The following is a 26215-nucleotide window of genomic DNA, read 5'->3' on the forward strand; positions in this document are numbered from 1 at the left end:
ATCCTCCTCGCCCCGGTCGCCGCAGCGGCGGAGGACGGGGCACCAGCAGCGGCGCGGACCGCGGCACCGGCCCGCCCCCCAAGCGATCAGGGACCGAGTCGCCGCTGCGACGGAGCCGGAGCCGGAGACGAAGCAGACGAGGAAGGGGCGTCCGGCGCCTCGGCCCGGGTGGTCACGTCCCGGGCCGTCACGTCCTGCCACGTCCCCGCGGATCGACCGGCGCTCCACCGCCGCGCCCACCCCATCGCACAGACCACGCCTCCCGCCGCCCCGTACGCGACGGTCACCCCCACGGTGCCGATGACCGGGGCGGCGAGGTACGCCACCGCACCGGCCAGGGCGACACCGAGCCACTCCCAGCGACCGTCCAGGGCGACGAGGGCGACGAGCAGCAGGGCGTACCAGGAGTAGCCGGGCGTCAGCAGGAGGAACGTCGTGCCCGTGGTCGACAGGGCGCCCCGCCACGGACGTTCGGGGTCGCCGCGCCACCACACCGCCGCCGACACCGCCGCGATGCCGAGCAGCGCCGCGGGCAGCGCCCACGCGTCGGGCAGTACGAGGCGGAGCAGGGCGTAGCGGCCGCCCGCGCCCGCGTCGTCGTAGCCCTCCTCCCGGGCGTATCCGCTCAGGTAGCCCAGGACCGAACCGTCGGAGAGGAGGACGTACGGCAGGTACGTCAGCGCCACCGTCGCCGCGGCCGTCAGCACCACGGCCGCGACCGTACGCGGCCGCCGGATTCCGGACAGCGCGCCGGGCAGGAGCACGGCGGGCAGCAGCTTCGCGGCGACGGCCAGACCGAGCAGCACCCCGCCCCAGACGCGGTGGCGGCGCGCCACCATCGCGAGCGCGCCGACCGACAGGAGCACGGCCAGGACGTCGACGTGGGCGTTGTCGACCGCCTCGACGGGGACCGCCGGGCACCACGCCCACAGGGCGGCCCGACGCGGATCCCCCCGCCGGCGCAGAACGCCGAGCAGGAGGCCGCTGACGGCCAGGGCGAGAACGGCCGAGCCCACCTGGAGCCCCTTGTGGCGGACGCCTTCCGGCGACAGGGCGTGGACGAGGAGGAACCAGCCCTCGGCCACCGGAGGGTAGATCGTGTGCACGGCGGGCCTGTTGATCCGGGTGCACCGGCCGTCGCCCAGCGGCGCGAGGCCGGCGCCGTCCCGCCCGCAGGCCGCGGTGCGGGGGAAGAGCCAGTCGTCCCGGAGTCCGGCGAGCGCCAGGTCCGCGGGCGCGTGATCGTACGGCGAGACGCCGGCTGCCTGCACCCGGCCGTCCCACGCGTACCGGTAGGAGTCCGTGCTCGTCCGCGGGGCCGCCACCAGGCCCGTCGCCGTCACCGCGACCGCCCCGGCGAGGACGAGCGGGACGACGTACCGGCGGGGAACACGGCGCAGGGCGACCGCGGCCGCCGCGAACACCGCCCACGCGCCCGCGTACCCGGCCAGAAAAGCGGTCCCGTGCGCGGCACGGAGCAGGAGGACCAGCGACGCGGTCAGGAGCGACAGCAGAAGCGTGGTGACGAGGACGGGAAGCGGGGGGCGGCGGTCGCGGGTCATGGGCGCAGACTGGCAGCGCGCACGACGGAGGCGGAGGAGACCCGGCGGAGCGTTCGGGTTTCGTAAGGTGTCGGACCGCCCGCACGACGGGGGCGGAGGAGACCCGGCGGGGCGTTCGGGTTTCGTAAGGTGTCGGACCGCCCGCGCCGCCGCTCGCGGCGGTGTCATGGACGGCATGACGTTCCGCATCCCCCGGCTGCCGCGCCCCGCGTTCCGGCCCCCGGCCGTCCGGCCGCCCGCGTTCACCGGGCGCCTCCACGATGCCAGAACCGCGACGGCCGTCGGCCGGTGGCTCGGCGCGGCCTTCGCCGTCTGCCTCGTCACCGGGCTCGTCAGCCACTACCTCCAACAGCCGCCGGACTGGCTCGCCGACCGGCTGCCCGCTCGGCCGGTGTGGGGTTATGCGTTCACCCAGGGCCTCCACGTCGCCACGGGCCTCGCGGCGATCGTGCTGCTGCTCGTCAAACTGTGGGCGGTGTACCCGCGGTTGTTCGTGTGGCCGCCGGTGCGGTCCGTGCGACACGCCCTGGAACGGCTGTCCGTCGCGGTCCTCGTGGCCGCGGCCGTCTTCGAGGTGCTGACGGGACTGCTCAACATCGTCGAGTGGTACCCGTGGCCGTTCTCCTTCGTCCCCGTCCACTTCGCCGTCGCCTGGGTGGCGACCGGCTCGATCCTGCTGCACATCGCCGTCAAGGCCCCCGAGATCAGGGACCATTGGGGCCGCCGCTCGGCGGGGACCCGAACCCTGCCGGCCGAGGACGCCGTCGACCGGCGCTCGCTGCTCCTCGCCACGGGCGCCGCCGTCGGTGTGGTGACGCTGACGACGGTCGGCCAGTCCTTCACCCCGCTGAAGGCCTTCGACCTGCTCGCGCCCCGGCACCCCGACCACGGCCCGCAGGGGCTGCCCGTGAACCGGACCGCCGCCGCGGCCGGCGTGACGGCACGCGGTCTGGCGGGCTGGCGTCTGGACGTCGCCGGACCCCGCCCGTACGTCCTCACTCTCGACGCCCTGAGAGCGATGCCCCGAGCCGGAGCCCGGCTGCCGATCGCCTGTGTCGAAGGTTGGAGCGTCGACGCCGACTGGGGCGGGGTACGGCTCCGGGACCTGATCGAGCGGGCCGGCGGACGGCCGGGCAGGGACGCCGTGCGGGTGACCTCGCTGGAGGTGAGCGGGGCGTACCGGGTGATGGAGATGGGCGCGGAGTACGCGGACGATCCGCTCACCCTCCTCGCCCTCACCCTCAACGGGCAGCCGCTCACGCTCGATCACGGTTTCCCGGCGCGGATCATCGCCCCCGGCCGGCCCGGGGTCCTGCAGACCAAATGGGTGCACAGGCTGGAGGTGCTGTGAGGACGGTGAGCGTGCTGCGGTACGGACTCGGGACGCTGGGAGTCGCCCTCGTGGGGCTCGGAACGTGGCTGGTGGTGGACCAGCCGGATCCGCTCGGTGTGTTCGTGTGGCTGGCGGGTGCGCTCGTCCTGCACGACGGGATCCTCGCCCCCCTCGTCCTGGCCGTGGGGCTGCTGCTCGCGGGACGGCGCCGGCGGGGCCTGCTGCGGGGGGCGCTGCTGGTCGCGGGGAGCGTGGTCCTGGTGACGCTCCCCCTCCTCGTACGGCCGGGAGCGCCGCCCAACCCCTCGGCGCTGCCCCTCCCGTACGGGCGGAACCTCGCGATCGTCCTGGCGGCCGTGACCGTGGTGACGGGCGCGCCGATCGCCGTACAGCGGTGGCGGGAGCGCCGTCAGGGGCGGGCGACGACGGACGACTGAGGGACGAGCGACAGGAACGTACGCCCCTCCAGGGACCACCGTTCGGAGACGCGCCACCCCGCGCTTCGCGCGTGCGCGGACAGGGCCCGGGTGCCGACCCGGGCCCACGGGAACGGCGCCCCGCGCCCGCCCCGGCCGTCGTCGACCCGTACCTCGCAGCACTCGTCGACGTCCACGGGCGCACATTCCGCGAGGAGCCGCCCGGAAGACGACACGACCTGGCGGAGCCGGCACAGCAGGGCGGCCGGGTCGCCGCCGATCCCCACGTTCCCGTCGATCAGCAGCGCCGTGTCCCAGCGCCCCTCGGCGGGCAGCGGTTCGAAGACCGACCGGCACAGGGCCGACCCGCCGAGCCGCAGCGTCCGGGCGACGGCCTCGGGGCTGATGTCGATGCCCAGGGCGCGCCGGCCCTCGGCGGCCAGCGCGGAGACGAGCCGCCCCGGTCCGCAGCCGATGTCGAGGACGGTGCCCAGGCAGCGGTCGAGCACGGAGCGGTCGGCGCTGTCGGGCGCCATGCACCAGCGCTCGATCTCCAGGGGCAGGAGCCAGCCGTCGTGACGGCGCAGGAAGAGCGGGCCCCTGCCGGTGCGCAGGGCGCAGTCGTACGGGCCGGCCCGCCATGCCGTGGTCGTGGTCGCCGTGGTCGTGGTCAACGGCCCGCCCCCGTGGTCGCGGCGGTCAGTTCGGCGTACCGGGCCGCGAAACGGGTCCCCGGCGCGGCGGCCGCCACCTGCCGGGCGTCCGACGCGGTGTCCACGTCCCGCAGGACGGGCAGGGTGCCGACGCGCAGCCCGGCCGCCCGCAGCCGGGCGTACTGGACGGCGCCCGTCTCGGGCGTGGACATGGGGACGCCGAGCAGGAGGGAAGGGTCGGGACGGGCGAGGCCGAGGGCCCAGAAACCCCCGTCGGCGGCCGACCCGAACCAGGCGTCGTACGCGTCCCGGCGCAGGGCGGGGGCCAGGAGCTCCGGCGTCACCTGCGGGGTGTCCATGCCGATGAGCAGGGCCGGCCCCGGACAGCGGGCGAACGCGGCGGCCAGGCGCACGTCGAGCCCGCCGCTCGCCTGGGGGACGACCTCGAAGCCCGGCGGCAGCCACGGGCCCGGCCGCCCGTCGAGCACGAGGACGTGCCGGTCCGCGGGGACGCGGGCGGCGGCCGAGAGCGTGTCGGCGAGCGCGGCCTCGGCGAGCGCGGCCGCCTCCTCGGGGGTGAACGGGGGAGTGAGCCGGGTCTTCACCCGGCCGGGCCGGGGCTCCTTCGCGATGACGAGCAGGGTGGTGACGAGGGGTGAGGTGGCGATGGGCAGGGTGGCGAGGGGCGTGGTCACGGGAGGCGTGGTCATGGGCGGCCCCCGCCCGCCGGTGCCGGTTCGTCCAGCACCTTGCGCATGTCGTGGACCGCCTGCCACGTGCCCTTCCACGTGCCCGTGACCTTGGACCGTCCCGTCCGGGGCAGGTACGGGACGTCGACCTCGCGCACCCGCCAGCCGGCGTCGGCGGCCCGGACGACCATCTGCAGCGGGTAGCCGCTGCGCCGGTCGTCGAGACCGAGCCCGAGCAGCGCCTCGCGGCGGGCCGCCCGCAGGGGGCCGAGATCGCGCAGCCGCAGCCCGGTGCGCCGGCGCAGAAGCCAGGACAGGGCGAGGTTCCCGGCCCTCGCGTGGGCCGGCCACGCGCCCCGCCCGGCGGGACGCCGGCGGCCGAGGAGGAGATCGGCGGAGCCGTCGGCCACCGCGCAGACGAGGCCGGGCAGCAAGCCGGGATCCAGGGAGGCGTCACAGTCGCAGAAGCAGACGAACTCGGCGTCGGAGGCGAGCAGTCCGGCGTGGCAGGCGGCGCCGAAGCCGCGCCGGGGCTCGTGCACGACGGTGGCGCCGAGCCCGGCGGCGACGGCTGCCGATCCGTCGGAGGAGCCGTTGTCGACGACGATCGCCCGCCATCCGGCCGGAACGCGGGCCAGGACCCAGGGCAGGGCATCCGCCTCGTCGAGGCAGGGAAGGACGACATCTACGGTCATGGGTGTCACAGGTCCCACCGTAGGAACCGCAGGGCCTCCCGGGGCCGCTCCACTCCTTACGAAACGCGAACGTCCTCCGTCGTACGCCCGGGTGGCCGTGACCGCCCGGCGGACGGATGCGACGCTGTGCGGCATGAGCGAGCACAGCGCCCCGTCGCCCCCGGCCCGGATCCTGGTGGTGGACGACGATCCGACCGTGGCCGAGGTGGTGACCGGATACCTCGGCAGGTCCGGGTACGCCGTGGAGCACGCGGCCGACGGTCCCGACGCCCTGCTGCGGGCCGGGGAGCGGCGGCCGGACCTCGTCGTGCTCGACCTGATGCTGCCCGGCCTGGACGGTCTGGAGGTGTGCCGGCGGCTGCGGGAGACCGGGCCGGTGCCGGTGATCATGTTGACCGCACGGGGCGACGAGGAGGACCGGATCACCGGCCTCGAGGTGGGCGCGGACGACTACGTCACGAAGCCGTTCAGCCCGCGCGAGCTCGTGCTGCGCGTCGAGTCCGTGCTGCGCCGCAGCCGCGGAGCCGGGCCGACGGCCGTCCGGACGGTCCTGCGCGACGCGGACCTCACCGTCGACCCGGTAACCCGGAGGGCCACCCGCTCCGGCCGCGAACTCGCCCTCACGCTCCGGGAGTTCGACCTCCTCGCGTACTTCCTGGAACGGCCCGGCGCCGCGCACACCAGGGAAGAGCTGATGAAGCGGGTCTGGGGCTGGGACTTCGGTGACCTGTCCACGGTCACGGTCCACGTCCGGCGGCTGCGCGCCAAGATCGAGGACGATCCGGCGCGGCCCCGGCTCATCCAGACCGTATGGGGCGTCGGATACCGCTTCGAGCCCCGGAAGGACGGGGGAGCGGCATGAAGAAGGACGAGGGAGCGGCATGAAGGACGTCCTGCTGATCGCCGGTTTCGCCCTGGCGGGAGCCGTCTGCGCCGGTCTCGCCGGAGCGCTCGTCCTCCGTCTCGTACGGCACCGTTCGGTCGCGGTCTCGTTGGCGGTGGTCGCGGCCGTCACGGTGACGGCGATGCTCGCCGGGACGCTCGCCGTCGCGCAGGCGATGTTCCTGTCCGCGCACGACCTGTGGGTGGTGACCGTCGTCGTGGCCATGGCGGCCCTCGTCTCGCTCGGTACGGCCCTCGTCCTGGGCCGCTGGGTGGTGGGCCGCAGCCGGGCCCTCGCCCGCGCCGCCCGCGACTTCGGCGACGGCGGCCGCTTCTCCGCCCCCGACGGCGCCGCCACCGCGGAACTCGCCGCGCTCAGCCGTGAACTGGCGGCGACCAGTGCCAAGCTCGACGCCTCCCGCAGGCGCGAGCGTTCCCTGGAGGCGTCGCGCCGCGAGCTCGTCGCCTGGATCTCCCACGACCTGCGCACCCCGCTGGCGGGGCTGCGGGCCATGGCGGAGGCCCTGGAGGACGGCATGGCCGACGACCCCGCCCGCTACCACCGGCAGATCCGCACCGAGGTCGAGCGCCTGACCGCCATGGTCACCGACCTCTTCGAACTCTCCCGCATCCACGCCGGCGCCCTGATCCTCAGCCCGAGCCGCATGTCCGTGTACGACCTGGTCGGCGATGCCCTGAGCGGCGCCGACCCGCTGGCCCGCGAGCACGGGGTACGGCTCGTGGGGGAGGAGGTGGCGGCCGTCCCCGTCGAGGTGGACGGCAAGGAGATGACCCGGGTCCTCGCGAACCTCCTCGTCAACGCGATCCGTCACACGCCGGCCGACGGCACCGTCGCGGTCGCGGCCGAGCACCGCGAGGACGCCGTCGTCCTGTCCGTCACCGACGGCTGCGGCGGCATCCCCGACGAGGACCTCACCCGCGTCTTCGACACCGGCTGGCGCGGCACCGAGGCCCGCACCCCGCCGGCCGGTGCCGGACTGGGCCTCGCCATCGTCCGCGGCATCGTCGAGGCCCACGCGGGCCGCGCCGAGGTCCGCAACGTCCCCGGCGGCTGCCGCTTCGAGGTCACCCTGCCGGCGGCGGCGGGCTGACCCCGGTCAGACGAGGGCCGCCGAGGCCCGCTGTTCCGCCCGGGCGAACTCCGTCATGCCCTCGGCGAAGCCGACCGCGGGCCGCCAGCCCAGCTCCTTCCGCAGCAGGGACGAGTCGGCGGTGACGTGCCGGACGTCGCCGAGCCGGTACTCGCCCGTGACCACGGGCTCGGGGCCACCGCACGCCCGGGCGAGCGCGAGGGCCATGCCGCCCACGGTGTGCGGTTCCCCGCTGCCGGTGTTGTACGTGCTGAGCGCGCCGGCCGGCAGACCGTCGACGGCCTCCAGCGCGACCAGGTTGGCCGCCGCCACGTCCCGTACGTGCACGAAGTCCCGCCGCTGGCCCCCGTCCTCGAACACGCGGGGCGCCTCGCCCCGGGCGAGGGCCGAGCGGAAGAGGGAGGCCACCCCGGCGTACGGGGTGTCGCGGGGCATCCCGGGCCCGTACACGTTGTGGTAGCGCAGCGAGACCGCCGTGCCGTTCACCGCACGGGCCCACGCCGCCGCCAGGTGCTCCTGGGCGAGCTTCGTCGTGGCGTACACGTTCCGGGGATCGACCGGCGCGTCCTCGCCGACCAGGCCGGGAGCGAGTGCGGCGCCGCAGGCGGGACAGCGCGGTTCGAAGAGGCCGGCGGCGAGGTCCTCGGGGCGGCGGGCACAGGGCCGTACGACACCGTGCACGGGGCAGTCGTACCGCCCCTCCCCGTACACGACCATCGATCCGGCGAGGACGAGTCGCCGCACGCCGGCGTCCGCCATCGCGGCGAGCAGGACGGCCGTGCCGAGGTCGTTGCAGCCCACGTACTCCGGGGCGTCCGCGAAGTCCTTGCCGAGACCGACCATGGCGGCCTGGTGGCACACCGCGTCGACCCCGCGCAGTGCGGCTCCGACCGCCGGCGGATCCCTGACGTCCGCGTGGCGGAACTCCACGGCGGGCACCTCGGGGGTCACGGGGTGTGCGCTGGGCAGCAGGGCGTCGAGAACCACCGGCTCGTGCCCGGCCTTCGTGAGGGCGGTGACGATGTGCGAGCCGATGAACCCGGCTCCTCCTGTGACGAGTACACGCATGAGCCCGACGCTACGGACCGGCGCCGGGATCAGGAGGCGCCCGCGCCGCACCGTAAGACTTCCGTCATCCCGGTGGGGCACCCGCGGGCGAGGTTCACGCCGTGCCGCCGCCACGAGACCGCGAAATCAGAACGGATCACCAGGAGCCCCGTCGCCCTCGACGTCGGCCACCGTCCTGCGCCTGCCGGTCAGGCCGTGCTGTTCTCCGTACGGGCGGGGAGCCGTCCCGCGGCTTCGAGCCGGGTCAGCCGCCGGTGCTCCCGGTCGGCCCAGCGCCGGACCCGGTCGGGTTCCAGCGGGGTGCCGTGGCCGACGTGAAGTCTGGTCGGGTTCAGGGCGAGCATGTTCCGCAGGCTGGCGAGGTTGTGCAGCGGGTCGTCGTGGAAGGGAGGGTTGGCGGGGCGGCCCCGGACGAGACCGAAGAGGGAGCCGGCGATCAGGTCGCCGGCGACGAGGTCGCCTTGGTCGGTGAGGACGGAGATCGATCCGGCGGTGTGCCCGGGGGTGGGCATGATGCGCGCCGCGATCCCGAAGTCCTCCAGGCCGGTCTCGCCGGTCACGAGCACGTCGGGCTCGAACGGTTCCACCTGGACGTGCAGGTTCTTGTTCCTGGCCATGAGGCGGCCCATCGGTCCGGTGGGCCGGTAGGGTTCGCGGGCCCGGCCGGTGCGGTAGGGGCCGAGGTCGGCGATGTGTCCCGCCACGGGAGCCCCGGTCAGGCGGTGCAGTTCGGCGGCGGAGCCGAAGTGGTCGATGTGGCCGTGGGTGATGACGATCAGCGACACGTCGCCGGGGTCCACCCCGTGGGCGGCGACCTGCTCGTAGATCCTTCGGCCGCTGCCGGGCGTTCCCGCGTCGACGATGACGGGCCGATGGCCGAGGAGCAGATAGGCGTTGATGTTGTGCCGGCCCATGACCGGGAGGGGAACGACCTTGGTTCGGGACACGGTTCTCTCCTTGGGCATGACTGTCTTCCGCCGCGCGGCTGTCCGCGAGCGGGAGGGGGAGTACGGCGGGGTTCAGCGGAAGCGGCGCCGGTACTGGGCGGGGGTGGTGCCGAGACGGCGCCGGAAGGAACGGTGCAGGCTCTCCACGGAACCGAGGCCGCTGAGGGCGGCGATCTCGGGCAGGGAGCGGGCGGTGTCCTGGAGCAGCCGCCGCGCGGCCTCCAGTCGGACGGACTCGACGTACGCGGCCGGAGTGGTGCCGGTGCGCTCGCGGAACAGCCGGGAGAAGTGACGCACACTCAGGTGCAGGCGCGCGGACAGGACTTCGGCGGACAGGTCCTCGGTGAGGTGCTCACCGATCCACCTGCGCAGGTCGTCCAGCCGGTCGCCGGGCGCCGCAGGAAGCGCGAGCGGGACGCTGAACTGACTCTGGCCGCCTGCACGTTTGACGTACATGACCATCGTCCGGGCTGTGGTCAGGGCGTGTTCGGGTCCGTGGTCCTCGGTGACCATGGCCAGTGCCATGTCCATCCCCGAGGCGATGCCGGCGCAGGTCCACAGGCGGCCCTCACGGATGAAGATCGGGTCCGGATCGACGGTGACGAGCGGGTGGTCGGAGGCCAGCCGTGCGGCCGTCCGCCAGTGGGTCGTGGCGGAACGGCCGTCCAGCAGGCCGGCCGCGGCCAGCAGGTGCGCGCCCGAGCAGATGGATCCCAACCGCCCGATGCCGGGGGCCGTTTCGCGCAGCCAGTCGATGATTCCGCGGTCGAGCACCGGCTCCACCTCGTGGTCGTGCACACGGACGGCGCCCGATACGAGCAAGGTGTCCACGTCGCCGTTCACCTCGTCCAGAGTCAGGTCGGCCATCAGCCGGATCCCGCTGGAGGTGGTCACCGGCTCGCCCTGGGCCGTGGCGATGCGGACGGTGTAGCCGGGCCGGGCGGTGTCGGCGACTCGCGCGGCGACGGAGAACACCTCGGCCGGGCCGGTGACGTTGAGCAGTTCGACGCCGGGGAAGGCCGCGATGACGACTCGGTGCGGTGGGAGCATGTGCCGATCATTTCGCCCCGCCGCGAGGGCCGCAATGACCATGTTCTGTCAGATTCGGACACCATGTTGCCGGGATCTCGGCGCCGGCTCGGGCAGCTCCTCGGCAGCGGGACGGCGGGCGACCGTGCCGCGGCTACCGGGAGCGGGTGCGGGGACCGTCGTACTGCGCGTCGGTGACGGGCTCGGCCCAGGTCGTCTCCGGAGTGCCGTCCGTCGTGGCCTCCCACAACGCGATGTGCTCCATGAAGCGGTCGGGGGCCGCGCCGTGCCAGTGCTCCTCGCCGGGAGGACAGGCGACGGTCTCGCCCGGGTGGGCTTCGAAGAGGGCGCCGTCGCGGGTGCCGACGTACGCGATGCCGGAGACGACGTGGAGGGTCTGTCCGACGGCGTGGGAGTGCCAGTGGGTACGGGCGCCCGGGGCGAAGCGGACCAGGTTGGCGCGCAGGCGGGAGGGCGCTCGGCCGGCGGCGATGACGTCCCACCAGACGTCGCCGGTGAACCACTCGGCCGGGGCCTTGCTGGTGGGCTGGGACTGGACGAATTCCATGACGATGATCTTTCTTGCGGTGGGTGGACGGGTCTACCGGGCGGTGCAGCCGCCGTCGACGGGGAGGGCGATCCCGGTGGCGTAGCTCGCGCCGGGGGAGAGGGCTTCAGCGGGACGTCCGTACGGATGCCGCCTCGTCGCTCCGGCCTCGGTCCCGGGCGGGGTGCCGCGCCACGATCCGGGCTTGCCGTCGGATGCCGGTGAGGGCGAGGACGGTGAGCGGCAGGAGGGTGAGGGCGGCGGAGACGGCGCCGACGAGGGCCGGTCCGGTCAGATCGAGGGAGGAGTGCAGGGCCTGGCCTGCGAGGGCGGAGCCGGCGGCGATGCCGGTGTTGTAGGCGGAGGTCGTCAGCGCCGAGGTGAGGGTGGGGGCGTCACCGGCGAAGCGGACGGCGAGGGAGGTGACGACGGGGTTGACGGTGAACCCGGCCAGGGCCATGAGGAAGACCAGGGCGACGGCCGTGACCGGGCCGTTCGACAGCGGGATCAGCAGGAGCAGGGCCAGGGCGGTGACCGCGGCGGCGGTGAGGGTGGTGGCCATCGGGCGGTGGTCGCCGAGCCGGCCGCCGATGGCGGTGCCACCCAGGGCACCGAGCCCGAAAACGACCAGAACGAGGGGGACGGCTCCGGCCGGGATGCCGGCACGGTCGGTCAGCAGCGGGGTGATGTAGGTGTACGTGGCCAGGACACCGCCCATGATCAGGACGGCGGCGGCCAGGGCGAGCCACAGCCGCCCCTGCCGCAGGGCGCGGACCTCGGCCCGTACCGAGATCTCGGCCCGCTGCTCCGCGGCGGGGACGAACCGGCCGACGAGCACGGCCGCGAGACCCGCGAGGACGGCCAGGGCCCAGAAGGGGCCGCGCCAGCCGGTGTACTGGCCGACGAAAGAGCCGATCGGCACGCCGACGACGTTGGCCAGGGTCAGTCCGCCCATCATGACGCCGACGGCCCGGGTGGCCCGGGCCGGGCCCGCGGCGGCGGTGGCGATGACGAATCCGACGGCCCAGAACGCTCCGGTGGCCAGTGCGGTGACGACGCGGGCGGCGAGGACGACGGTGAAGGAGGAGCTGAGCACGGTGACGACGTGCCCGAGGGCGAAGACCGCCAGGGCGAGGGCGAGGGTCAGACGCCGGGACAGGCGCAGGGTGGTCAGCGCCATGGTCGGCCCGCCGACGATCATGCCGATCGCGAAGGCGGTGATCAGCAGGCCTGCCCGGGAGACGCCGACGCCGAGGTCGGAGGCGATCTCCGGGAGCAGCCCGGCGATGACGAACTCGGTGGTGCCCATCAGGAACGTGCCGGCGGCGAGCACCCACACCACGAAGGGCAGCTTGCCCGCGCGGGTGTCGGCTGCGGGTGACATACAGGTACTTCTTCTTTCTCCGGGGGGCGGGGGCAGGAGGCGACGTGGACCGGACTGCGGCGGATCCTTCGAGGAGAGAAGGGTTCAGGGCTTGAGAAGGGCCTTGACGGCGCGGCGCTCGTCCATCGCCTGGTAACCCTCGGCGACCTGCTCCAGGGGCAGCGTGAGGTCGAAGACCTTGCCCGGGTCGATCCGGCCCGAAAGGACGCGGTCGATGAGGTCGGGCAGGTAGCGGCGTACGGGGGCGGGGCCGCCGCGCAGGCCGACGTGGGAGAAGAACAGCTCCTGCCCGTCGACCGCGACGTCATGGGGGACGCCGACGAAGCCGACGCTGCCACCGGGCCGGGCCGAGTGCAGGGCCTGCCGCATGGCCTCGGCGGTGCCGACGCATTCCAGGACGCTGTCGGCGCCGATTCCGCCGGTCATCTCCTCGACCAGGGCCACGCCCTCCTCGCCGCGCTCGGTGACGATGTCGGTGGCGCCGAACGCGCGCGCCAGCTTCTGCCGGGACGAGTGCCGCGACATGGCGATGATCCGCTCGGCGCCCATCTCCTTGGCGGCGATCACAGCGCACAGGCCGACCGCTCCGTCACCGACGACCACCGCGGTGGAACCCGGCCTCACCTCGGCGGCCTCGGCGGCCCACCAGCCGGTGCCCAGCACGTCCGACACGGCCAGCAGACCGGGCCAGAACTTCTCGTCCGGTACCCCGTCGGTGGCGACCAGGGTGCCCTGGGCGTTGGGGATGCGCACGTACTCCGCCTGGCAGGTGGACATGAACTCGCGGTGCAGGCAGTTCGACGGAAAGCCGTTGAGGCAGTTCGGACAGGTGTTGTCCGAGGTCGCGAAGGAGCCGACGACGAACTGCCCGGGCCGGATGGCGGTGACCTCGGCCCCGACCTCCTCCACGAAGCCGACGTACTCGTGCCCCATCGGATGCGGGTCGCCGATCGGTTCGGCGCCCCGGTAGGGCCACAGGTCGGAGCCGCAGACGCAGGTGACGGCCGTGCGGATGATCGCATCGGTGGGCTTGAGGATCTTCGGGTCGTCCAGGGTCTCGAAACGGACGTCGCCGGGGGCGTGGATCATTGCGCCGCGCATCAGGATTCCTTACGTACGAGGGGGGGGCGGGGCCGCCCGGGACTGTCCGGGGCGACCCGTGTGCCGGCGTTCCTGCCCTGCCGCAGGAGCAGCAGGAAAACGCCACGTCATCCAGGTAACCGGCACTTCGCGCACGCAGCGAGTCACTGACAAGGGGTGTACCGGCAGTACATCCCTCCGGCGTCGGGCAGGTCGTACCGTCGAGGTGTGGACAACCAAGCAGAGGTCCGCGAGTTCCTCACCTCGCGGCGATCCAAGATCACGCCCGAGCAGGCCGGACTGCCCACCGGCAGCAGACGCCGGGTCCCCGGCCTGCGCCGCAGCGAGGTCGCGGCGCTGGCCGACGTCAGCGTGGAGTACTACGCCAAGCTGGAACGCGGCAACCTCGCCGGCGTCTCACCGGCCGTTCTGGAGTCCGTCGCCCGCGCGCTGCGGCTCGACGACGCCGAGCGCGCCCACCTGCTCCACCTGGCCCAGGCCGCCGACGGCTCCGACGCCCTCACCCGCCCCCGGCGCCGTGCCACCAAGCAGTGGAAGCCGCACCCGAGCCTGCAGTGGACCCTGGACGCGGTCACCGCATGCCCCGCCTTCGTCCGCAACGGCCGCATGGACCTCCTGGCCACCAACAGCCTGGCCCGCGCCTTCCACCACGACCTCTACGCCAACCCGCACAACCAGGGGAACTTCGCCCGCTTCCAGTTCCTCGACCCCCTCTCGCGCCGCTTCTACCCCGACTGGGACCTGGCCGCGGACATCACCGTCGCCATCCTGCGCACCGAGGCCGGTCGCAACCCGCACGGCAAGGAGCTGCACGATCTCGTCGGTGAGCTGTCGACCCGCAGCGACGCCTTCCGCACCCGCTGGGGCGCCCATGACGTCCGCCTCCACGGCACGGGTACGAAGCGTTTCCACCACGCGGCGGTCGGTGACCTCACCCTCGCCTACGAGGGGATGGAGATGACGGCCGAACCCGGGCTCGTGCTCACCGTCTACACCGCCGAACCCGGCTCGCCCTCCGACGAGGGCCTGCGCCTGCTCGCCTCCTGGGCGGCCACGCAGGAGACCGCGTCCGCCACGGAGGAGACGGCAGCGCGCTGAAGGGGCGGCGCCGGGTTCTGCAAGCTGCCTGTGGGCCGAGCCGTCAGAAGTTGATGAACGCCGCTTCCCCGACCCACGTGTCGCGCATGACCAGCCGGACGTCGGTGATGCGCGCCTCGGCCGTGCCGGACTCCGTCACCAGCTGGACGTTGGCGCTCTCGGCACGCAGTTCGGTGCCGTCGGCCTCCAGGGCGTCCGGCCGGCCAAGGAGCGGTACCGCCGCGTCCGCGCAGAGGGTTCCGGTGGGCGTGCAGAGCTCGAAGCGCGCGTCCAGGCGCAGGTCCGCCGGGTAGGCGACACGGCCGATGCCGTCCTCCTCGCCCTTGCCGAGCGTGCCGCCCGAGGGCCGCGCCCAGCTTGCCTTCAGCATGACGCGACCACCCGGCTCGGCGCAGTCGCCGACCACCGCCAGGCGGGAAAGCCGGGCCAGCCGCTGTGTGCGGGTCTCGAACGGTCGCGGCACCGAGGAGGACGCTCGGCCCCGGATCCGCAGGACGGCCTCCAAAGCCATGCCGCGATCAGGGGGAGGGCATTGCGTCAGCCCTCGTCCGGGGCGTCGATGATGTTGCCGTCCTTGTCGAGGGTGTGGGTGCGCCAGTACACGTCCCACGTGTCGTCGACCTCTCGCGGCACCTTGCCCTCCGGGTACCGGGCGTATCCCGCCGAGGGCTCCTCGCCGTCCCGGACGCAATCGGAGCCGCTGTCTCCCACGGCCAGGACGGGGTATTCGCCGCTGTTGCAGACGTCCTCCCGGTATTCGAGGGCGGCGCACCCCGTGAGCGCGGCCGTCGCGACGATGCCCGTCAGGGTGGCGGCGACGATGCGGCGCTTCCTGTGCCGGACAGGGGCGGTGGGCCGGCTCGTGCCGGAGGGCGTGCGCATGGGGGGTCTCCCGTCGTTCGGTGTGCCCTCAGGTTCGCCGCCGGACGGCTGCCGCGTCGTGAGTGCCCGTACTCAGATGCGTACGCGGAAATGCTCAACACCGCGTGGCCCGGAGCGCGTCGGGGCGAGGCGCACGCCCGGACGCGCCCGTCGGCCCGCTCCGGACCGGATCCCGGGCGTGGCCGTCGGCGAGGGTGATGAGGGGTGAGCAGCCGTCAGCACGCGCAGGAGAGGCCTCCCCAGGCGCCTCGTGACCGCGCGGCAGCCAGACAGCGGCGCCGGAGCGCACAAGTGCGCACAGGGGGCGGTCGGCAGGGCTCGGCGCGCGTCCGCAGGAGCCGATGCACATCGCTTCGTGCGCGTGCCTTCACGCGCCTCCCGGGAGCTCCGCGCGCCCTACCGGTGCCCGCAGGGCGACGGAAAGGATGAGCGCACCGCACAGGACCCAGGCGATCCGCACCCCTGCCCCCGGGCAGGTGGACATGCGGCGGAAGGAGCTCATGGTGTTGCTTCTCATCTCCCCGGACGGTGTCGAGGAGGCCCTCGACTGTGCGAAGGCCGCGGAACACCTCGACATCGTCGATGTCAAGAAGCCCGACGAGGGCTCGCTGGGCGCCAACTTCCCCTGGGTCATCCGGGAGATCCGCGACGCGGTGCCGGCGGACAAGCCGGTGTCCGCCACGGTGGGGGACGTGCCGTACAAGCCCGGCACGGTGGCGCAGGCCGCGCTGGGCGCGGTCGTCTCCGGTGCCACGTACATCAAGGTCGGCCTGTACGGCTGCACGACTCCCGAGCAGGGCGTCGAGGTCATGCGGGCGGTCGTCCGCGCGGTGAAGGACCACCGCCCCGAGGCGCTCGTCGTCGCCTCGGGCTACGCCGACGCCCACCGCATCGGCTGCGTCAACCCGCTCGCCCTGCCCGACATCGCCGCCCGCGCCGGTGCCGACGCGGCCATGCTGGACACCGCGATCAAGGACGGCACGCGGCTCTTCGACCACGTTCCGCCCGACGCCTGCGCCGAGTTCGTCCGGCGCGCCCACGCGTCCGGTCTGCTCGCCGCCCTCGCGGGCAGCGTCAAGCAGGCCGACCTCGGCCCGCTGACCCGCATCGGCACGGACATCGTGGGCGTACGGGGAGCGGTCTGCGCGGGCGGTGACCGCAATGCCGGGAGGATCCAGCCGCATCTGGTCGCCGCCTTCCGCGCGGAGATGGACCGGCAGGCCCGGGAGCACGCCGTCGGCATCCCGGCCGTGAACTGACCGCCGGGATGCCGACAACGGAAGCCGGTCGCGTCCCCGAGCGTCGTGCCGCACGCCTCGCCGTCGTCGACCCGGCCACCGGGGAGGCCTTCGACGGGGCCCCCGACCAGCAGCCGGACGAGTTGGACGAGGTGGTCGCCCGGGCCCAGCGGGCCTGGCACGGCTGGCGCGCCGACCCCGCCGCCCGCACCACCGCCCTGCGCGCCGCTGCCGACACCGTGGAAACGGTCGGAGACGACCTCGCCCGGCTGCTCACACGGGAACAGGGCAAGCCCCTGGCCGAGTCGTACGCCGAAATCGCCCGTACGGCGGCCCGGCTGCGCTACTTCGCCGACCTGGCCCCCAGGACCCGCCGGATCGACGACGGCCGACCCGTGCACAGCGAGGTCCGCTGGCGGCCCGTCGGGCCCGTCGCCGCGATCGTGCCGTGGAACTTCCCGCTCCAGCTCGCGGCGGCGAAGTTCGCGCCCGCGCTCGCGGCCGGCAACACCGTGGTCCTCAAACCGTCCCCGTACACCCCGCTCGCCACCCGGCTGCTCGGCTCCGTCCTCGCAGCCGTCCTGCCCGAGGACGTCCTGACCGTCGTCACCGGCCGCGAACCCCTCGGTGCCCGTCTCGCCGCCCACCCGGGCATCCGGCACGTCACCTTCACCGGCTCGGTGCCCACCGGCCGGGCCGTCGCCGGGGCCGCGGCGGCCTCGCTCGCCCGGGTCACCCTGGAACTGGGCGGCAACGACGCCGCCGTCCTCCTGGACGACGTCGACGTGGAACGGATCGCGGACCGGCTGTTCTGGGCCGCGTTCCGCAACTGCGGGCAGGTCTGCATGGCGGTCAAACGCGTCTACGCCCCCGCCCGCCTCCACGCCGAGGTCGTCGAAGCCCTCGCCCAGCGCGCGAAGACCGTCCCGGTCGGATCCGGACTCGACCCGGACACCCGGATCGGTCCGGTCAACAACGCTCCCCAGCTGGCCCGGGTCGAGCAGGTCACACGGCAGGCCCTGGCGGACGGCGCCCGGGCCGCGGCCGGCGGCCACCGACTCGACGGAGCGGGGTACTTCTTCGCTCCCACGATCCTCAGCGACGTCCCGCCCGACAGCCCGGTGGTCACCGAGGAACAGTTCGGACCGGTCCTGCCGGTCCTGCCGTACCGGAACCTCGACGAGGCCCTCGACGCGGCCAACGGCACCGGCTTCGGCCTCGGCGGCTCCGTCTGGGGCACCGACCTCGACCGGGCCGAGGCGGTGGCCGACCGGCTCGAATGCGGCACGGCCTGGATCAACCACCACGCCGAACTCTCCCTCGCCCAGCCCTTCGCGGGCGTCAAGGACAGCGGCGTCGGCGTCGCGGGCGGACCGTGGGGCCTCTACGGCAACCTCCGGCCGTTCGTCGTCCACCGCCCGCGGGAGGAGGAGGCGTGACGACGAGGTTCCAGGCGGCCGTACTGCGCTCGTACGAGGACCCGTTCACGGTCGAGGAAGTGGCCCTGCGCACGGAGCCCGAACCCGGCGAGATCCTGGTCGAGATCGCGGGAGCCGGGATGTGCCGCACCGACCTCGCGGTACGGCGATCGGCCGGCCGCAGCCCGCTCCCGGCGGTCCTCGGCCACGAGGGCGCCGGGGTCGTGGTGGCGACGGGCGGCGGCCCCGACATCGCGCCCGGCGTCGGCGACCACGTCGTGCTGAGCTTCGACTCCTGCGGACACTGCCGGAACTGCCGCGCCGCAGCCCCCGCCTACTGCGACTCCTTCGCCTCCCTCAACCTCTTCGGCGGCCGTGCGGAGGAACCACCGCGACTCGTCGACGCGACCGGAAAGGCGCTGGCTCCCCGATGGTTCGGCCAGTCCTCCTTCGCCGCGTACGCGCTCGTCCCGGCCCGCAACGCCGTCCGGGTCGACCCCGCCCTGCCGCTCGAACTGCTCGGGCCGCTCGGCTGCGGCTTCCTCACCGGTGCCGGAGCCGTACTCAACACCTTCGCCGCGGGACCCGGCGACACCCTCGTGGTCCTCGGCGCGGGGGCGGTGGGCCTGGCCGCCGTGATGGCGGCCACCGCCGCCGGCGTGACGACCGTGGCCGTCGACCGGCATCCCGAACGCCTTGACCTGGCCGAACGGTTCGGCGCGACCCCGCTGTCCGCCGGATCGCCCGGACTCCCCGAGCGGATCCGCCGACTGACCGACGGCGGAGCCCAGTACGCCCTCGACACCACGGCCTCGGCCCCGCTCGTCAACGACGCGCTCCACGCACTGCGCCCCACCGGCACCCTCGGCCTCGTGGCACGCCTCCACACCCCACTGCCGCTCGAACCGGGCACGCTCGACCGAGGCCGCGGCATCCGCCACATCTGCGAAGGCGACGCGGTACCCGGACTGCTGATACCCCGGCTGACCGGCCTGTGGCAGGCCGGCCGCTTCCCCTTCGACCAGCTGATCCGCACCTACCCGCTGGCCGACATCAACGAGGCCGAACGCGACTGCGACGCCGGCCGCGTGGTCAAACCCGTCCTGCTGCCGGAAAGAAGAGACTGATGAGCGAAACCTCCATCACCAAGGAGTCCCCCCACCCGGGCACCGGAGGAGAAACGGCCGCCACGGCGCCTCGGCCGGCCGAGGCGGGCGGCGTGGACGGAGGCGTGGGACTGACCGCCCTCCTGGTCGCCGCGGCCCGGGCGATCGAGACCCACCGCCACGACAGCCTGGCCCGGGACGTCCACGCCGAACACTTCGTACGCGCGGCCCCGGCATCCGCGGACTGGCCGGTACGCATCGGACAGGTCCCGGAGGGGGACGCCAACCCGCTGTGGGGCAGGTTCGCCCGCTACTTCGGCCTGCGGACCCGGGTCCTCGACGACTTCGTCCTCGGATCGGTCCACGACGGCGCCCGCCAAGTGGTCCTGCTGGGAGCGGGTCTCGACACGCGTGCCTTCCGCCTCGACCTGCCGTCCGACTGCGTGGTCTTCGAGATCGACAGGGCGGGCGTGCTGGCCTTCAAGCAGCAGGTGCTCACGGACCTGTCGGCCGCCCCGAGGGCGAAGCGCGTCCCCGTACCGGTCGACCTGCGCGCGGACTGGGTCACCGCGCTGACCTCCGCCGGCTTCGACCCGGCCGCACCGAGCGTCTGGCTGGCCGAGGGGCTGCTCTTCTACCTGCCGGGCCCCGCCGAGACGTACCTCATCGACACGGTGGACCGGCTGACCACCGGGGGCAGCGCCCTGGCCTTCGAGGCCAAACTGGAGAAGGACCTGCTGGCGTACCGCGACAGCGCGATCTACACGGCGACGCGGGAACAGATCGGCATCGACCTGCTCGACCTCTTCGACCTGGGACCGCGCCCCGACTCGGCGGGGCACCTGAGGGCCAAGGGCTGGTCCACGTCGATGCACACGCCCTTCGACTTCACCCGCCGGCACGGGCGCGGCCCCCTCCCCGAGCCGAACGACGCCCTGGAGGGGAACCGGTGGGTCTTCGCCCACAAGCCCGGGCCGTGACGTCCGTCGGACGACGGCGCCCCGGGACGGACGACGGCGCCCCGGGACGGCCGCCGCCGCCCCGGGACGCCCGCGACCGGGCCGTGTCAGACGGCCGGGGCGCCCACCAGCCGGTCACCGGGAATCCCGGCCAGGTCCGGTGCGTAGTAGTCCTCGATGCCGGCGGCCCACGTGCCCACGGTGATGCGGTCCGCGGCGTCCGGGCCGAAGGCGTCGAAGAGCGCGTGGATGTTCGCCTCCTCGAAGCCGATCGCCGTCATCAGCGACACGAAGAGCGGGCGCTCGATCAGGCCGTCCCCGTCCGGGTCGCCGAGCACGGAGAGCGCCTCGGCGAACTCGGTGACCGTGGGACCGAAACGCTCGGGGTCGAGCACGAAGGGGCGGAACTCCTCGATGGTGATCACGCCGTCGCCGTTGACGTCCAGCTCGGTGGCCAGCGTCGTCCACCAGCGGCGGAACGCGGTCCGGATGGCCTCCTTGGCACGGGCGTCCGATGCGACCGCCACCTCCAGGACGCGTCCCGTCATGAGGTCGAAGTCGCCGGAGTCGATGACTCCGTTGCCGTTGGCGTCGAAGAGGGAGAAGACCAGCTCGACCCGCTTGGCGGCCTCAGCGCGCATGTACGTCACCTGTCTCGTGCGGCCCGTCGGTCCCGGGCCTGGCTCAATGAGTGCCTCTACGTAACGCGCTGCGGGGAGAGCCGTGACGGTGGGGCGGTCGCGGTGACCGGAAGGAGTGAGTTCACCGACAATCAGCCCGGGCGACCGACCCACCGGCTCCGCGCGGGGTCGGGGCGTCAGCCCCGGGGCACCGCGACGTACGCCTCCTTGGGCGTGGTGGTCGGCGCGTAACGGGACGCGGCGGTCGCGGTCGGGAACAGATCCCGATGGATCACCTTGGCCACGGCCTGGATCGTGTTCACGCCGTAGCTCATCGTGCTGTTGCCGTCGGTGAGCACGGAGACGGTGTAGTCGTGGCCGCCGCCGTTGAACGTGCCGACGCTGTGCACACGCCAGCCGCGCGTGGCGCGCTGCAGCCAGCCGTTCTTGACGTGCACGGCTACAGAAGAGGGCGCGCCGGCCGGGGTGCCCCACCTCTGCGAGGTGATGACGTTCCCCATGAGCTTGAGGATGTAGACGCGGGAGTTGTCACTCAGGACGGTGTTCCTGGCGGTGATCAGCGAGAGCAGCCGCTGCTCGTCGGTGACGTTGATCCGGGTGAGCCCCCAGTAGCCGCCGGACCCCGGCACCGTCTGGGTCATGCCGGCAGCCGCCAGGAAGCCCTTCACCTTGGTGACGCCGAGCTGGTTCCACAGGGAGGTGGTGGCCGCGTTGTCGGACTTGGTGATCATGGCGGTGGCGAGGGTGTTCTCGCGTGAGGTCAGGTACCGGTTGGTCTTCTTGGCGTCCCAGAGGAGCGTGGCGAGGACGGTCACCTTCACGACGCTGGCCGAGTCGTACGAGGTCGTCGCGCGCAGGGTGCAGGTGGTGTTCGTGCTGCGGTCGCGCAGGCCGACGGCGACGGTACCGGTGCGCGTGGCGAGGGCGGCGGTGATGTCCTTCTGAAGCTTGGCGGCGAGCCCGGCCTTGCCGGACGTGCAGCTGACCTGCGGCGCGGTGGCGGCGGAAGCAGGCGCCGCGCCCGCGACGACGGGTACGAGCATTCCGGCGGCGGCCACGGCCGGAAGCACGCGGGCACGCAGGGATATGTGGTGAGTCATGTGGGTCCCCCCTGGAAACGAAACGAACACGCCTACGGCGCACTCGCCCTACATGACTCTTGAGCGTGCGGATGGTTGTACGAATCCAGTGGAATCGGTGGATCGGGCGCCGCGTGCGCGTGATGTCGCCGCGAAAAGAACCGGCGGCCCGTCAGCCGCCCAGGATCTCGTCGTTCGGGTCGAAGGCGTGGTCGTCGACCGGCAGGTTGTCGAGGATGTCGGAGTGGATCTCGCCGGTGAGCACGGACAGGACGAACCGGACGCCGGCCACCGGGTGGTGCTCCCGCTCCGGTCCACGGCCCGCGTTCGCCAGGACGGTCCAGTCCTCAGGGCGCACGTCCTTGCCGGCCTGCTTCGTCCGGTCGAGGTCCACACCGTTCTGGACGCCCAGCGCGTCCATGCCCACCTGGACCACCAGGTCCGCCGCCATGTTCTCAAGCGCGGCCACGACCGGCTCGGTCATGACGGAGACGACGTGACCGACGGCCTCCTCCAACGCCTGCGTGATCAGCTTCAGCAGCTGCTTCTTCGTGAACGCGATCGCCCCCGCGCCGAGCAGCGTCGACAGGCCACCGGTCACCGGGATCAACGCCATGGCAAGACCGGTCTGGCCGGCGAGCACCCCCAGCTCGACGAGCGCCTTCCCCTTCATGACCTCGATCGCGCCCGCCGCCAGGTCGAGGGCGTCCGCGATCGTCCGGGCGGCGGAGACCATGTCCTTCAGGTGCTTGCCCTTGACCTTGGTCCAGTGCTCGTTGAGCGCGTCCATCGCCTCGCCGTGACCCGACGACAGCAGACGCTCCATGTGGTTGTTGGCGAGCTGACCGTCGTCGGCGAGATCGTCCGCGAATGGCAACCGAACCCCGTTGACGGGCAGGGCTGTTACTCGCAGCCTGACGGTCACCCCAGGTCAGCCGCGAGCCACCTGATCATGCTTGCCGTACGCGTGTTCCGCAAATCGTCGCAATCGCGACGTGCGTCGGATGCCGCACGGGCCTCGGGGACACGACAAGGCGCAGGAGAACGGACCGCCGACACCCCGCCTGCGTCGCTCGACCATGTGCGCGACCGGGGTGCCGTCCAGGTCACCCGAGCTCGACCGGGGCCCGCACCAGCGAGCCGTACTCGGTCCAGGAGCCGTCGTAGTTCTTGACGTCCGGGTAGCCGAGCAGTTCGTGGAGGGCGAACCAGGTGTGCGAGGAACGCTCGCCGATCCGGCAGTAGGCGATGACCTCACGGTCGGAGGTGATGCCCTTCCCCGCGTAGAGCGCCTTCAGTTCACCGGCCGACTTGAACGTGCCGTCGTCGTTGGCCGCCTGCGACCAGGGGACATTGGCCGCGCCCGGAATGTGGCCGGGCACCTGGGCCTGCTCCTGCGGCAGGTGAGGGGGTGCCAGCCGCTCGCCCCGGTACTCCTCCGGGGACCGGACGTCGACCATGCGCACCGCGGACCCCACGCTCTCCAGCACTTCGCCGCGCAGCGCGCGGAACTGCGGGTTCTCCTCGCCCGTCACCGTGAAGTCGGTGCGCTCGTGGTCCGTGACCAACCGCGTCATCCCGCGGCCCTCCAGCTCCCACTTCTTCCGCCCGCCGTCGAGCAGCTTCACCTTGTCGAAGCCGCGCAGCCGCAGGATCCAGTAGGCATACGCGGCGAACCAGTTGTTGTTGCCTCCGTAAAGGATCACGGTGGTGTCGTGGTCGACGCCGGCCTCGGCGAGGAGGTGCCCGAGCGCGTCGCGGTCCAGGTAGTCCCGGCCCACGGCGGCGTGCAGGTCCGTGGTCCAGTTCCAGCCCACGGAGCCGGGGATGTGGCCCTGCTCGTACGCCGTGGTGTCCTCGTCCACGTCAATGACGCGTACTGCCGCGTCGTCGAGGTGGGCGGCCAGCCAGTCGGTGTCCACCAGCGTCTCCGGATGGGCGTAGCCGTTGCCACCCATGGTCTTGTCCTTCCTCGTCCCGATCTCGCTCGTGCCGTCTCCTGAAGCCCTCACACGACTGAAGCCCTCACACGACGACCACCTCGACGGATGCCACGGGGTTGCAGCCGTAGCCCCCGGCGTTCCAGGGCGCCCGAGGCGGCTGGACGTCGCCGTGCTCGTCGGTCGCGCGGGCCAGGAGCCGGTACGGGCCGGGCCGGCGGGGCGTCCACCGGTACGACCAGCCGGTCCAGGCGTACGGCCCGGACGGCGGCTCCAGCACGGCGTCGTGCCACTCCTCGTCGCCGGAAGGGCCCTCGCCCCCGGCGCCGTCCTCACCGCTGACACCGTCCACGTCCCCGTACACGGCCCGCACCTCGACCCGCCGCACGGGAACCCCGCCGCCCGACCAGGCCCGGCCTCGTACCGGGGTCTCGTGGCCGCGGCGGACCGCCGAGTCCGGTTCGGGGGTGGTGATGAAGGACTTGACCCGTACGGTCGTCACGGGATCGTCGGGGGTGCCGCGCGACGCGCGATAGACGTATTCCTCGACCTGGAAGACCCCGCCGAAGGGCTCCCTCACGGCCCGCGCCTCGACCAGCCACTTCACGTCGGCGACCGCGTACCACCCGGGGACCACGAGCCGGACCGGAGCCCCGTGCTCGGGGGCGAGCGGCTCGCCGTTCATGTGCGTGGCGAGGAGGGTGTCCGGGTGGAGGGCCACGGCGAGGGGGAGGCTCCGTTCGAAGGCCGCCCGGCGGCCGTGCACGGTTCCGGAGTCGGCGCCGGCGAAGACGATCTCCACGGCTGCCCGGTCGATCCCGGCCCGGGTGGCAAGGCTCTGGAAGGGCACCCCCGCGAAGTGCGCGCATCCGACGGCCCTCTGCCCCCAGGGCAGACCCGGCGGTCGGGGCGACATCTGGCTGCGACCGTTCCCCGCGCATTCCATGACGACGTCGAACTCCCGGCGCTCCATCGTGAGCAGCTCGTCGTAGCCGATGTCGAACGGCTCGGCCACGGCTCCGCAGAGCCGTAGACGCCACCGGCGGGGTGTCGTCCGCGGGATGCCGAAGTGATCGCGTACGAAGAGGGCGCCCACGGGTGTGACGGGCTCGGCAAGCGCGGCCGACGGCGTCTGGGCGTTGTACGGATCGGCCGTGACCGTCTCGGGTGCCCAGACCGTCGCTCCGGGCCCGCGGAATATGGGCCATGTGGTCACGGCGACCCCTTCCGTCGGGATCCTGCCGGGCACGACGCGGGCTGCCTTCAGTTTACGTCCGGGACTCGGTTCGCGAGAGTTCTCCCGTGAGGTCCGGGGGCAGGTCCTCTCCGGTGCCGGTGCCGGTGCCGGTGCCGGTGCCGTCGAGGCCCGCCCGAGAGTCGCGACCGGGGAGGGGCGAGACTTCCACTGTGTCCCAGGTCACATCCTGGGCCTGTCACGTTCCCGTACCCCCGCTTGTCCCATGGGCGACAGCGCGGCACGGAACGCGACACGCACAGGACGGGGAACGGACATGAAGGTACTGATGGCGGGCGCGAGCGGACTCCTCGGCCGGAAGGTCGTGCGCGAGCTGCGGGCCGCCGGGCACGAGGTCCACGGGCTCGGGCGCGGCGAGGGGAGCGAGGTCCGGGCGGACCTGCTGGACCGGGAGGCGGTGCTGCGTGCCGTGGACGGACACTCCTTCGACGTCGTCGTGCACGCGGCCACCGCGCTGCAGGGCAAGAAGATGATGCGGCACCAGGACATGGCCGGCACCGACGTGCTGCGCACCGAGGGGACCGCGAACCTGATCGCCGCAGCCCGCGAGACCGGCGCCCGCCGCATCGTCGTGGAGTCGATGATGTTCGGTTACGGCTACGGGAACCACGGTGACCGGCCGCTGTCGGAGGACCGGGACGCCTTCGGTCCGGTGCAGTCCGACGTGTGGCTGGAGCGTCACGTCGGCGCCATGCGCGCCAAGGAGGCGCTCGCCTTCGGTGCCGAGGGCCTTGAGGCCGTCAGCCTGCGCTTCGGCATGTTCTACGGGAAGGGCGTCACCGAGACCACGGTCCTGCCGATGCTGCGCAAGCGGGCTCTCCCGGTCGTCGCCGACCAGGGCCGGGCCCTGTCGTGGGTGGACGTGGACGACGCCGCCAGGGCGCTGGCCGCAGCCGTGGAGCGCGGCCGGGCCGGGCAGGCGTACAACGTCGTCGACGACACCCCGCTCGGCTTCGCCGGCCATGTCCGCGCCGTCGCGGCCGCCTTCGGCGCCCCCGCGCCGAGGACCGTACCGCTCTGGCTGCTGCGTCCTGCCCCGCTGGCGCACACCATCATGTCCACCAACCTGCGTCTGGCCAACGACAAGGCCAGGGCGGAGCTCGGTTGGACCCCCACCCACGCGGACAGCGCCGACGGTCTCGCATCCCTTGCCGCGGGCGTTTCCCGGCTGGCAGCCTGAG

Annotated in this window: 26 protein-coding genes and 1 pseudogene; 10 read left to right on the forward strand and 17 right to left on the reverse strand. The window is 73.3% G+C overall.

Annotated elements, in window-relative coordinates:
• Positions 1-86: 86 nt before the first annotated feature.
• On the reverse strand, positions 87-1562 hold the full coding sequence (locus SVTN_RS36420) for a glycosyltransferase family 87 protein (RefSeq protein WP_078908645.1): 1476 nt from the start codon (positions 1560-1562) through the stop codon (positions 87-89).
• A gap of 175 nt (positions 1563-1737) precedes the next feature.
• Between SVTN_RS36420 and SVTN_RS36425 the strand changes: the two genes are divergently transcribed.
• Both SVTN_RS36425 and SVTN_RS36430 read left to right on the forward strand, forming a co-directional pair.
• Entirely contained in the window at positions 1738-2913 is a 1176-nt protein-coding gene (locus SVTN_RS36425; RefSeq protein ID WP_052499513.1) for a molybdopterin-dependent oxidoreductase, read from the forward strand.
• Positions 2910-3332: a hypothetical protein gene (locus SVTN_RS36430; protein ID WP_245727771.1), complete on the forward strand. Its 423-nt coding sequence runs from the start codon at positions 2910-2912 to the stop codon at positions 3330-3332. Before SVTN_RS36425 ends, SVTN_RS36430 begins: the two co-directional genes overlap by 4 nt.
• On the opposite strand, the gene SVTN_RS36435 is transcribed toward SVTN_RS36430, so the two are convergent.
• From SVTN_RS36435 to SVTN_RS36445, 3 genes are read right to left on the reverse strand one after another with little or no spacing between them, the layout of a single operon-like run.
• Positions 3305-3985: a class I SAM-dependent methyltransferase gene (locus SVTN_RS36435; protein ID WP_041132906.1), complete on the reverse strand. Its 681-nt coding sequence runs from the start codon at positions 3983-3985 to the stop codon at positions 3305-3307. The genes SVTN_RS36430 and SVTN_RS36435 overlap by 28 nt on opposite strands.
• Positions 3982-4674 (reverse strand): TIGR04282 family arsenosugar biosynthesis glycosyltransferase, encoded by a 693-nt coding sequence (locus SVTN_RS36440; protein ID WP_052499514.1) that lies wholly within the window; start codon positions 4672-4674, stop codon positions 3982-3984. The genes SVTN_RS36435 and SVTN_RS36440 overlap by 4 nt, the downstream gene beginning before the upstream one ends.
• Positions 4671-5348 (reverse strand): glycosyltransferase family 2 protein, encoded by a 678-nt coding sequence (locus tag SVTN_RS36445; protein ID WP_041132907.1) that lies wholly within the window; start codon positions 5346-5348, stop codon positions 4671-4673. The genes SVTN_RS36440 and SVTN_RS36445 overlap by 4 nt, the downstream gene beginning before the upstream one ends.
• A 133-nt stretch (positions 5349-5481) precedes the next feature.
• On the opposite strand from SVTN_RS36445, the gene SVTN_RS36450 reads away from it, so the two are divergent.
• Together SVTN_RS36450 and SVTN_RS36455 are read left to right on the forward strand one after the other, a co-directional pair.
• Positions 5482-6210, forward strand: coding sequence for a response regulator transcription factor (locus SVTN_RS36450; RefSeq protein WP_041134635.1), 729 nt, complete (start codon positions 5482-5484; stop codon positions 6208-6210).
• Between the two features lie 19 nt (positions 6211-6229).
• A complete protein-coding gene (locus SVTN_RS36455; RefSeq protein ID WP_041132908.1) occupies positions 6230-7342 on the forward strand; it encodes a sensor histidine kinase in 1113 nt (370 codons plus the stop codon).
• Positions 7343-7348: 6 nt separating this feature from the next.
• Here SVTN_RS36455 and SVTN_RS36460 read toward each other — a convergent pair whose 3' ends face one another.
• The 6 genes from SVTN_RS36460 to SVTN_RS36485 form a co-directional block, all read right to left on the reverse strand.
• On the reverse strand, positions 7349-8410 hold the full coding sequence (locus SVTN_RS36460) for an NAD-dependent epimerase/dehydratase family protein (protein ID WP_041134636.1): 1062 nt from the start codon (positions 8408-8410) through the stop codon (positions 7349-7351).
• Between the two features lie 188 nt (positions 8411-8598).
• Positions 8599-9357: an MBL fold metallo-hydrolase gene (locus SVTN_RS36465; protein WP_041134637.1), complete on the reverse strand. Its 759-nt coding sequence runs from the start codon at positions 9355-9357 to the stop codon at positions 8599-8601.
• Positions 9358-9429: 72 nt separating this feature from the next.
• Complete coding sequence (locus tag SVTN_RS36470; RefSeq protein ID WP_041132909.1) at positions 9430-10407, reverse strand: GlxA family transcriptional regulator; 978 nt, start codon at positions 10405-10407, stop codon at positions 9430-9432.
• Positions 10408-10540: 133 nt separating this feature from the next.
• A complete protein-coding gene (locus SVTN_RS36475; RefSeq protein ID WP_041132910.1) occupies positions 10541-10954 on the reverse strand; it encodes a (R)-mandelonitrile lyase in 414 nt (137 codons plus the stop codon).
• Positions 10955-11060: 106 nt separating this feature from the next.
• Complete coding sequence (locus SVTN_RS36480; RefSeq protein ID WP_041132911.1) at positions 11061-12317, reverse strand: MFS transporter; 1257 nt, start codon at positions 12315-12317, stop codon at positions 11061-11063.
• An 84-nt stretch (positions 12318-12401) separates the two neighbouring features.
• Positions 12402-13418 carry a zinc-dependent alcohol dehydrogenase family protein gene (locus tag SVTN_RS36485; RefSeq protein ID WP_041132912.1) on the reverse strand — a complete coding sequence of 339 codons (1017 nt, stop codon included), beginning with the start codon at positions 13416-13418 and terminating at the stop codon, positions 12402-12404.
• 207 nt (positions 13419-13625) lie between these two features.
• Here SVTN_RS36485 and SVTN_RS36490 point away from each other — a divergent pair, with 207 nt between their 5' ends.
• Positions 13626-14516, forward strand: a complete 891-nt coding sequence (locus SVTN_RS36490) for a helix-turn-helix transcriptional regulator (RefSeq protein ID WP_041132913.1) — start codon at positions 13626-13628, stop codon at positions 14514-14516.
• A 43-nt stretch (positions 14517-14559) separates the two neighbouring features.
• Here the strand turns inward: SVTN_RS36490 and SVTN_RS36495 are convergent, their stop codons facing one another.
• Together SVTN_RS36495 and SVTN_RS36500 are read right to left on the reverse strand one after the other, a co-directional pair.
• Positions 14560-15027 (reverse strand): DUF6004 family protein, encoded by a 468-nt coding sequence (locus tag SVTN_RS36495; protein WP_041132914.1) that lies wholly within the window; start codon positions 15025-15027, stop codon positions 14560-14562.
• Positions 15028-15053: 26 nt separating this feature from the next.
• Positions 15054-15398 (reverse strand): SCO0607 family lipoprotein, encoded by a 345-nt coding sequence (locus tag SVTN_RS36500; RefSeq protein ID WP_052499515.1) that lies wholly within the window; start codon positions 15396-15398, stop codon positions 15054-15056.
• Between the two features lie 503 nt (positions 15399-15901).
• On the opposite strand from SVTN_RS36500, the gene SVTN_RS36505 reads away from it, so the two are divergent.
• The 4 genes from SVTN_RS36505 to SVTN_RS36520 are packed head-to-tail and all read left to right on the forward strand — an operon-like array spanning position 15902 to position 20140.
• Positions 15902-16657: a (5-formylfuran-3-yl)methyl phosphate synthase gene (locus SVTN_RS36505; protein WP_041134639.1), complete on the forward strand. Its 756-nt coding sequence runs from the start codon at positions 15902-15904 to the stop codon at positions 16655-16657.
• A gap of 8 nt (positions 16658-16665) precedes the next feature.
• Positions 16666-18075 (forward strand): aldehyde dehydrogenase family protein, encoded by a 1410-nt coding sequence (locus tag SVTN_RS36510; protein WP_041132915.1) that lies wholly within the window; start codon positions 16666-16668, stop codon positions 18073-18075.
• On the forward strand, positions 18072-19181 hold the full coding sequence (locus SVTN_RS36515) for an NAD(P)-dependent alcohol dehydrogenase (RefSeq protein WP_041132916.1): 1110 nt from the start codon (positions 18072-18074) through the stop codon (positions 19179-19181). The genes SVTN_RS36510 and SVTN_RS36515 overlap by 4 nt, the downstream gene beginning before the upstream one ends.
• Positions 19181-20140: a class I SAM-dependent methyltransferase gene (locus SVTN_RS36520; protein WP_078908646.1), complete on the forward strand. Its 960-nt coding sequence runs from the start codon at positions 19181-19183 to the stop codon at positions 20138-20140. Before SVTN_RS36515 ends, SVTN_RS36520 begins: the two co-directional genes overlap by 1 nt.
• 86 nt (positions 20141-20226) lie before the next feature.
• Here the strand turns inward: SVTN_RS36520 and SVTN_RS36525 are convergent, their stop codons facing one another.
• From SVTN_RS36525 to SVTN_RS36545, 5 genes and pseudogenes are all read right to left on the reverse strand, one after another.
• A complete protein-coding gene (locus tag SVTN_RS36525; RefSeq protein WP_041132917.1) occupies positions 20227-20760 on the reverse strand; it encodes an EF-hand domain-containing protein in 534 nt (177 codons plus the stop codon).
• Positions 20761-20936: 176 nt separating this feature from the next.
• Positions 20937-21860 (reverse strand): serine hydrolase, encoded by a 924-nt coding sequence (locus SVTN_RS36530; protein ID WP_052499516.1) that lies wholly within the window; start codon positions 21858-21860, stop codon positions 20937-20939.
• A gap of 333 nt (positions 21861-22193) precedes the next feature.
• Positions 22194-22710, reverse strand: a pseudogene (locus SVTN_RS45025) (DUF6531 domain-containing protein); the annotation flags it as partial.
• Positions 22711-22945: 235 nt separating this feature from the next.
• Complete coding sequence (locus SVTN_RS36540; protein ID WP_041132918.1) at positions 22946-23797, reverse strand: sulfurtransferase; 852 nt, start codon at positions 23795-23797, stop codon at positions 22946-22948.
• Between the two features lie 67 nt (positions 23798-23864).
• Positions 23865-24995: a molybdopterin-dependent oxidoreductase gene (locus tag SVTN_RS36545; RefSeq protein ID WP_159026556.1), complete on the reverse strand. Its 1131-nt coding sequence runs from the start codon at positions 24993-24995 to the stop codon at positions 23865-23867.
• 295 nt (positions 24996-25290) lie between these two features.
• Between SVTN_RS36545 and SVTN_RS36550 the strand changes: the two genes are divergently transcribed.
• A complete protein-coding gene (locus SVTN_RS36550) occupies positions 25291-26214 on the forward strand; it encodes an NAD-dependent epimerase/dehydratase family protein (protein WP_041132919.1) in 924 nt (307 codons plus the stop codon).
• The last annotated feature ends 1 nt before the right edge of the window (position 26215 follow it).

The sequence above is a fragment of the Streptomyces vietnamensis genome (assembly GCF_000830005.1).
Classification (GTDB): Bacteria; Actinomycetota; Actinomycetes; order Streptomycetales; family Streptomycetaceae; genus Streptomyces; species Streptomyces vietnamensis.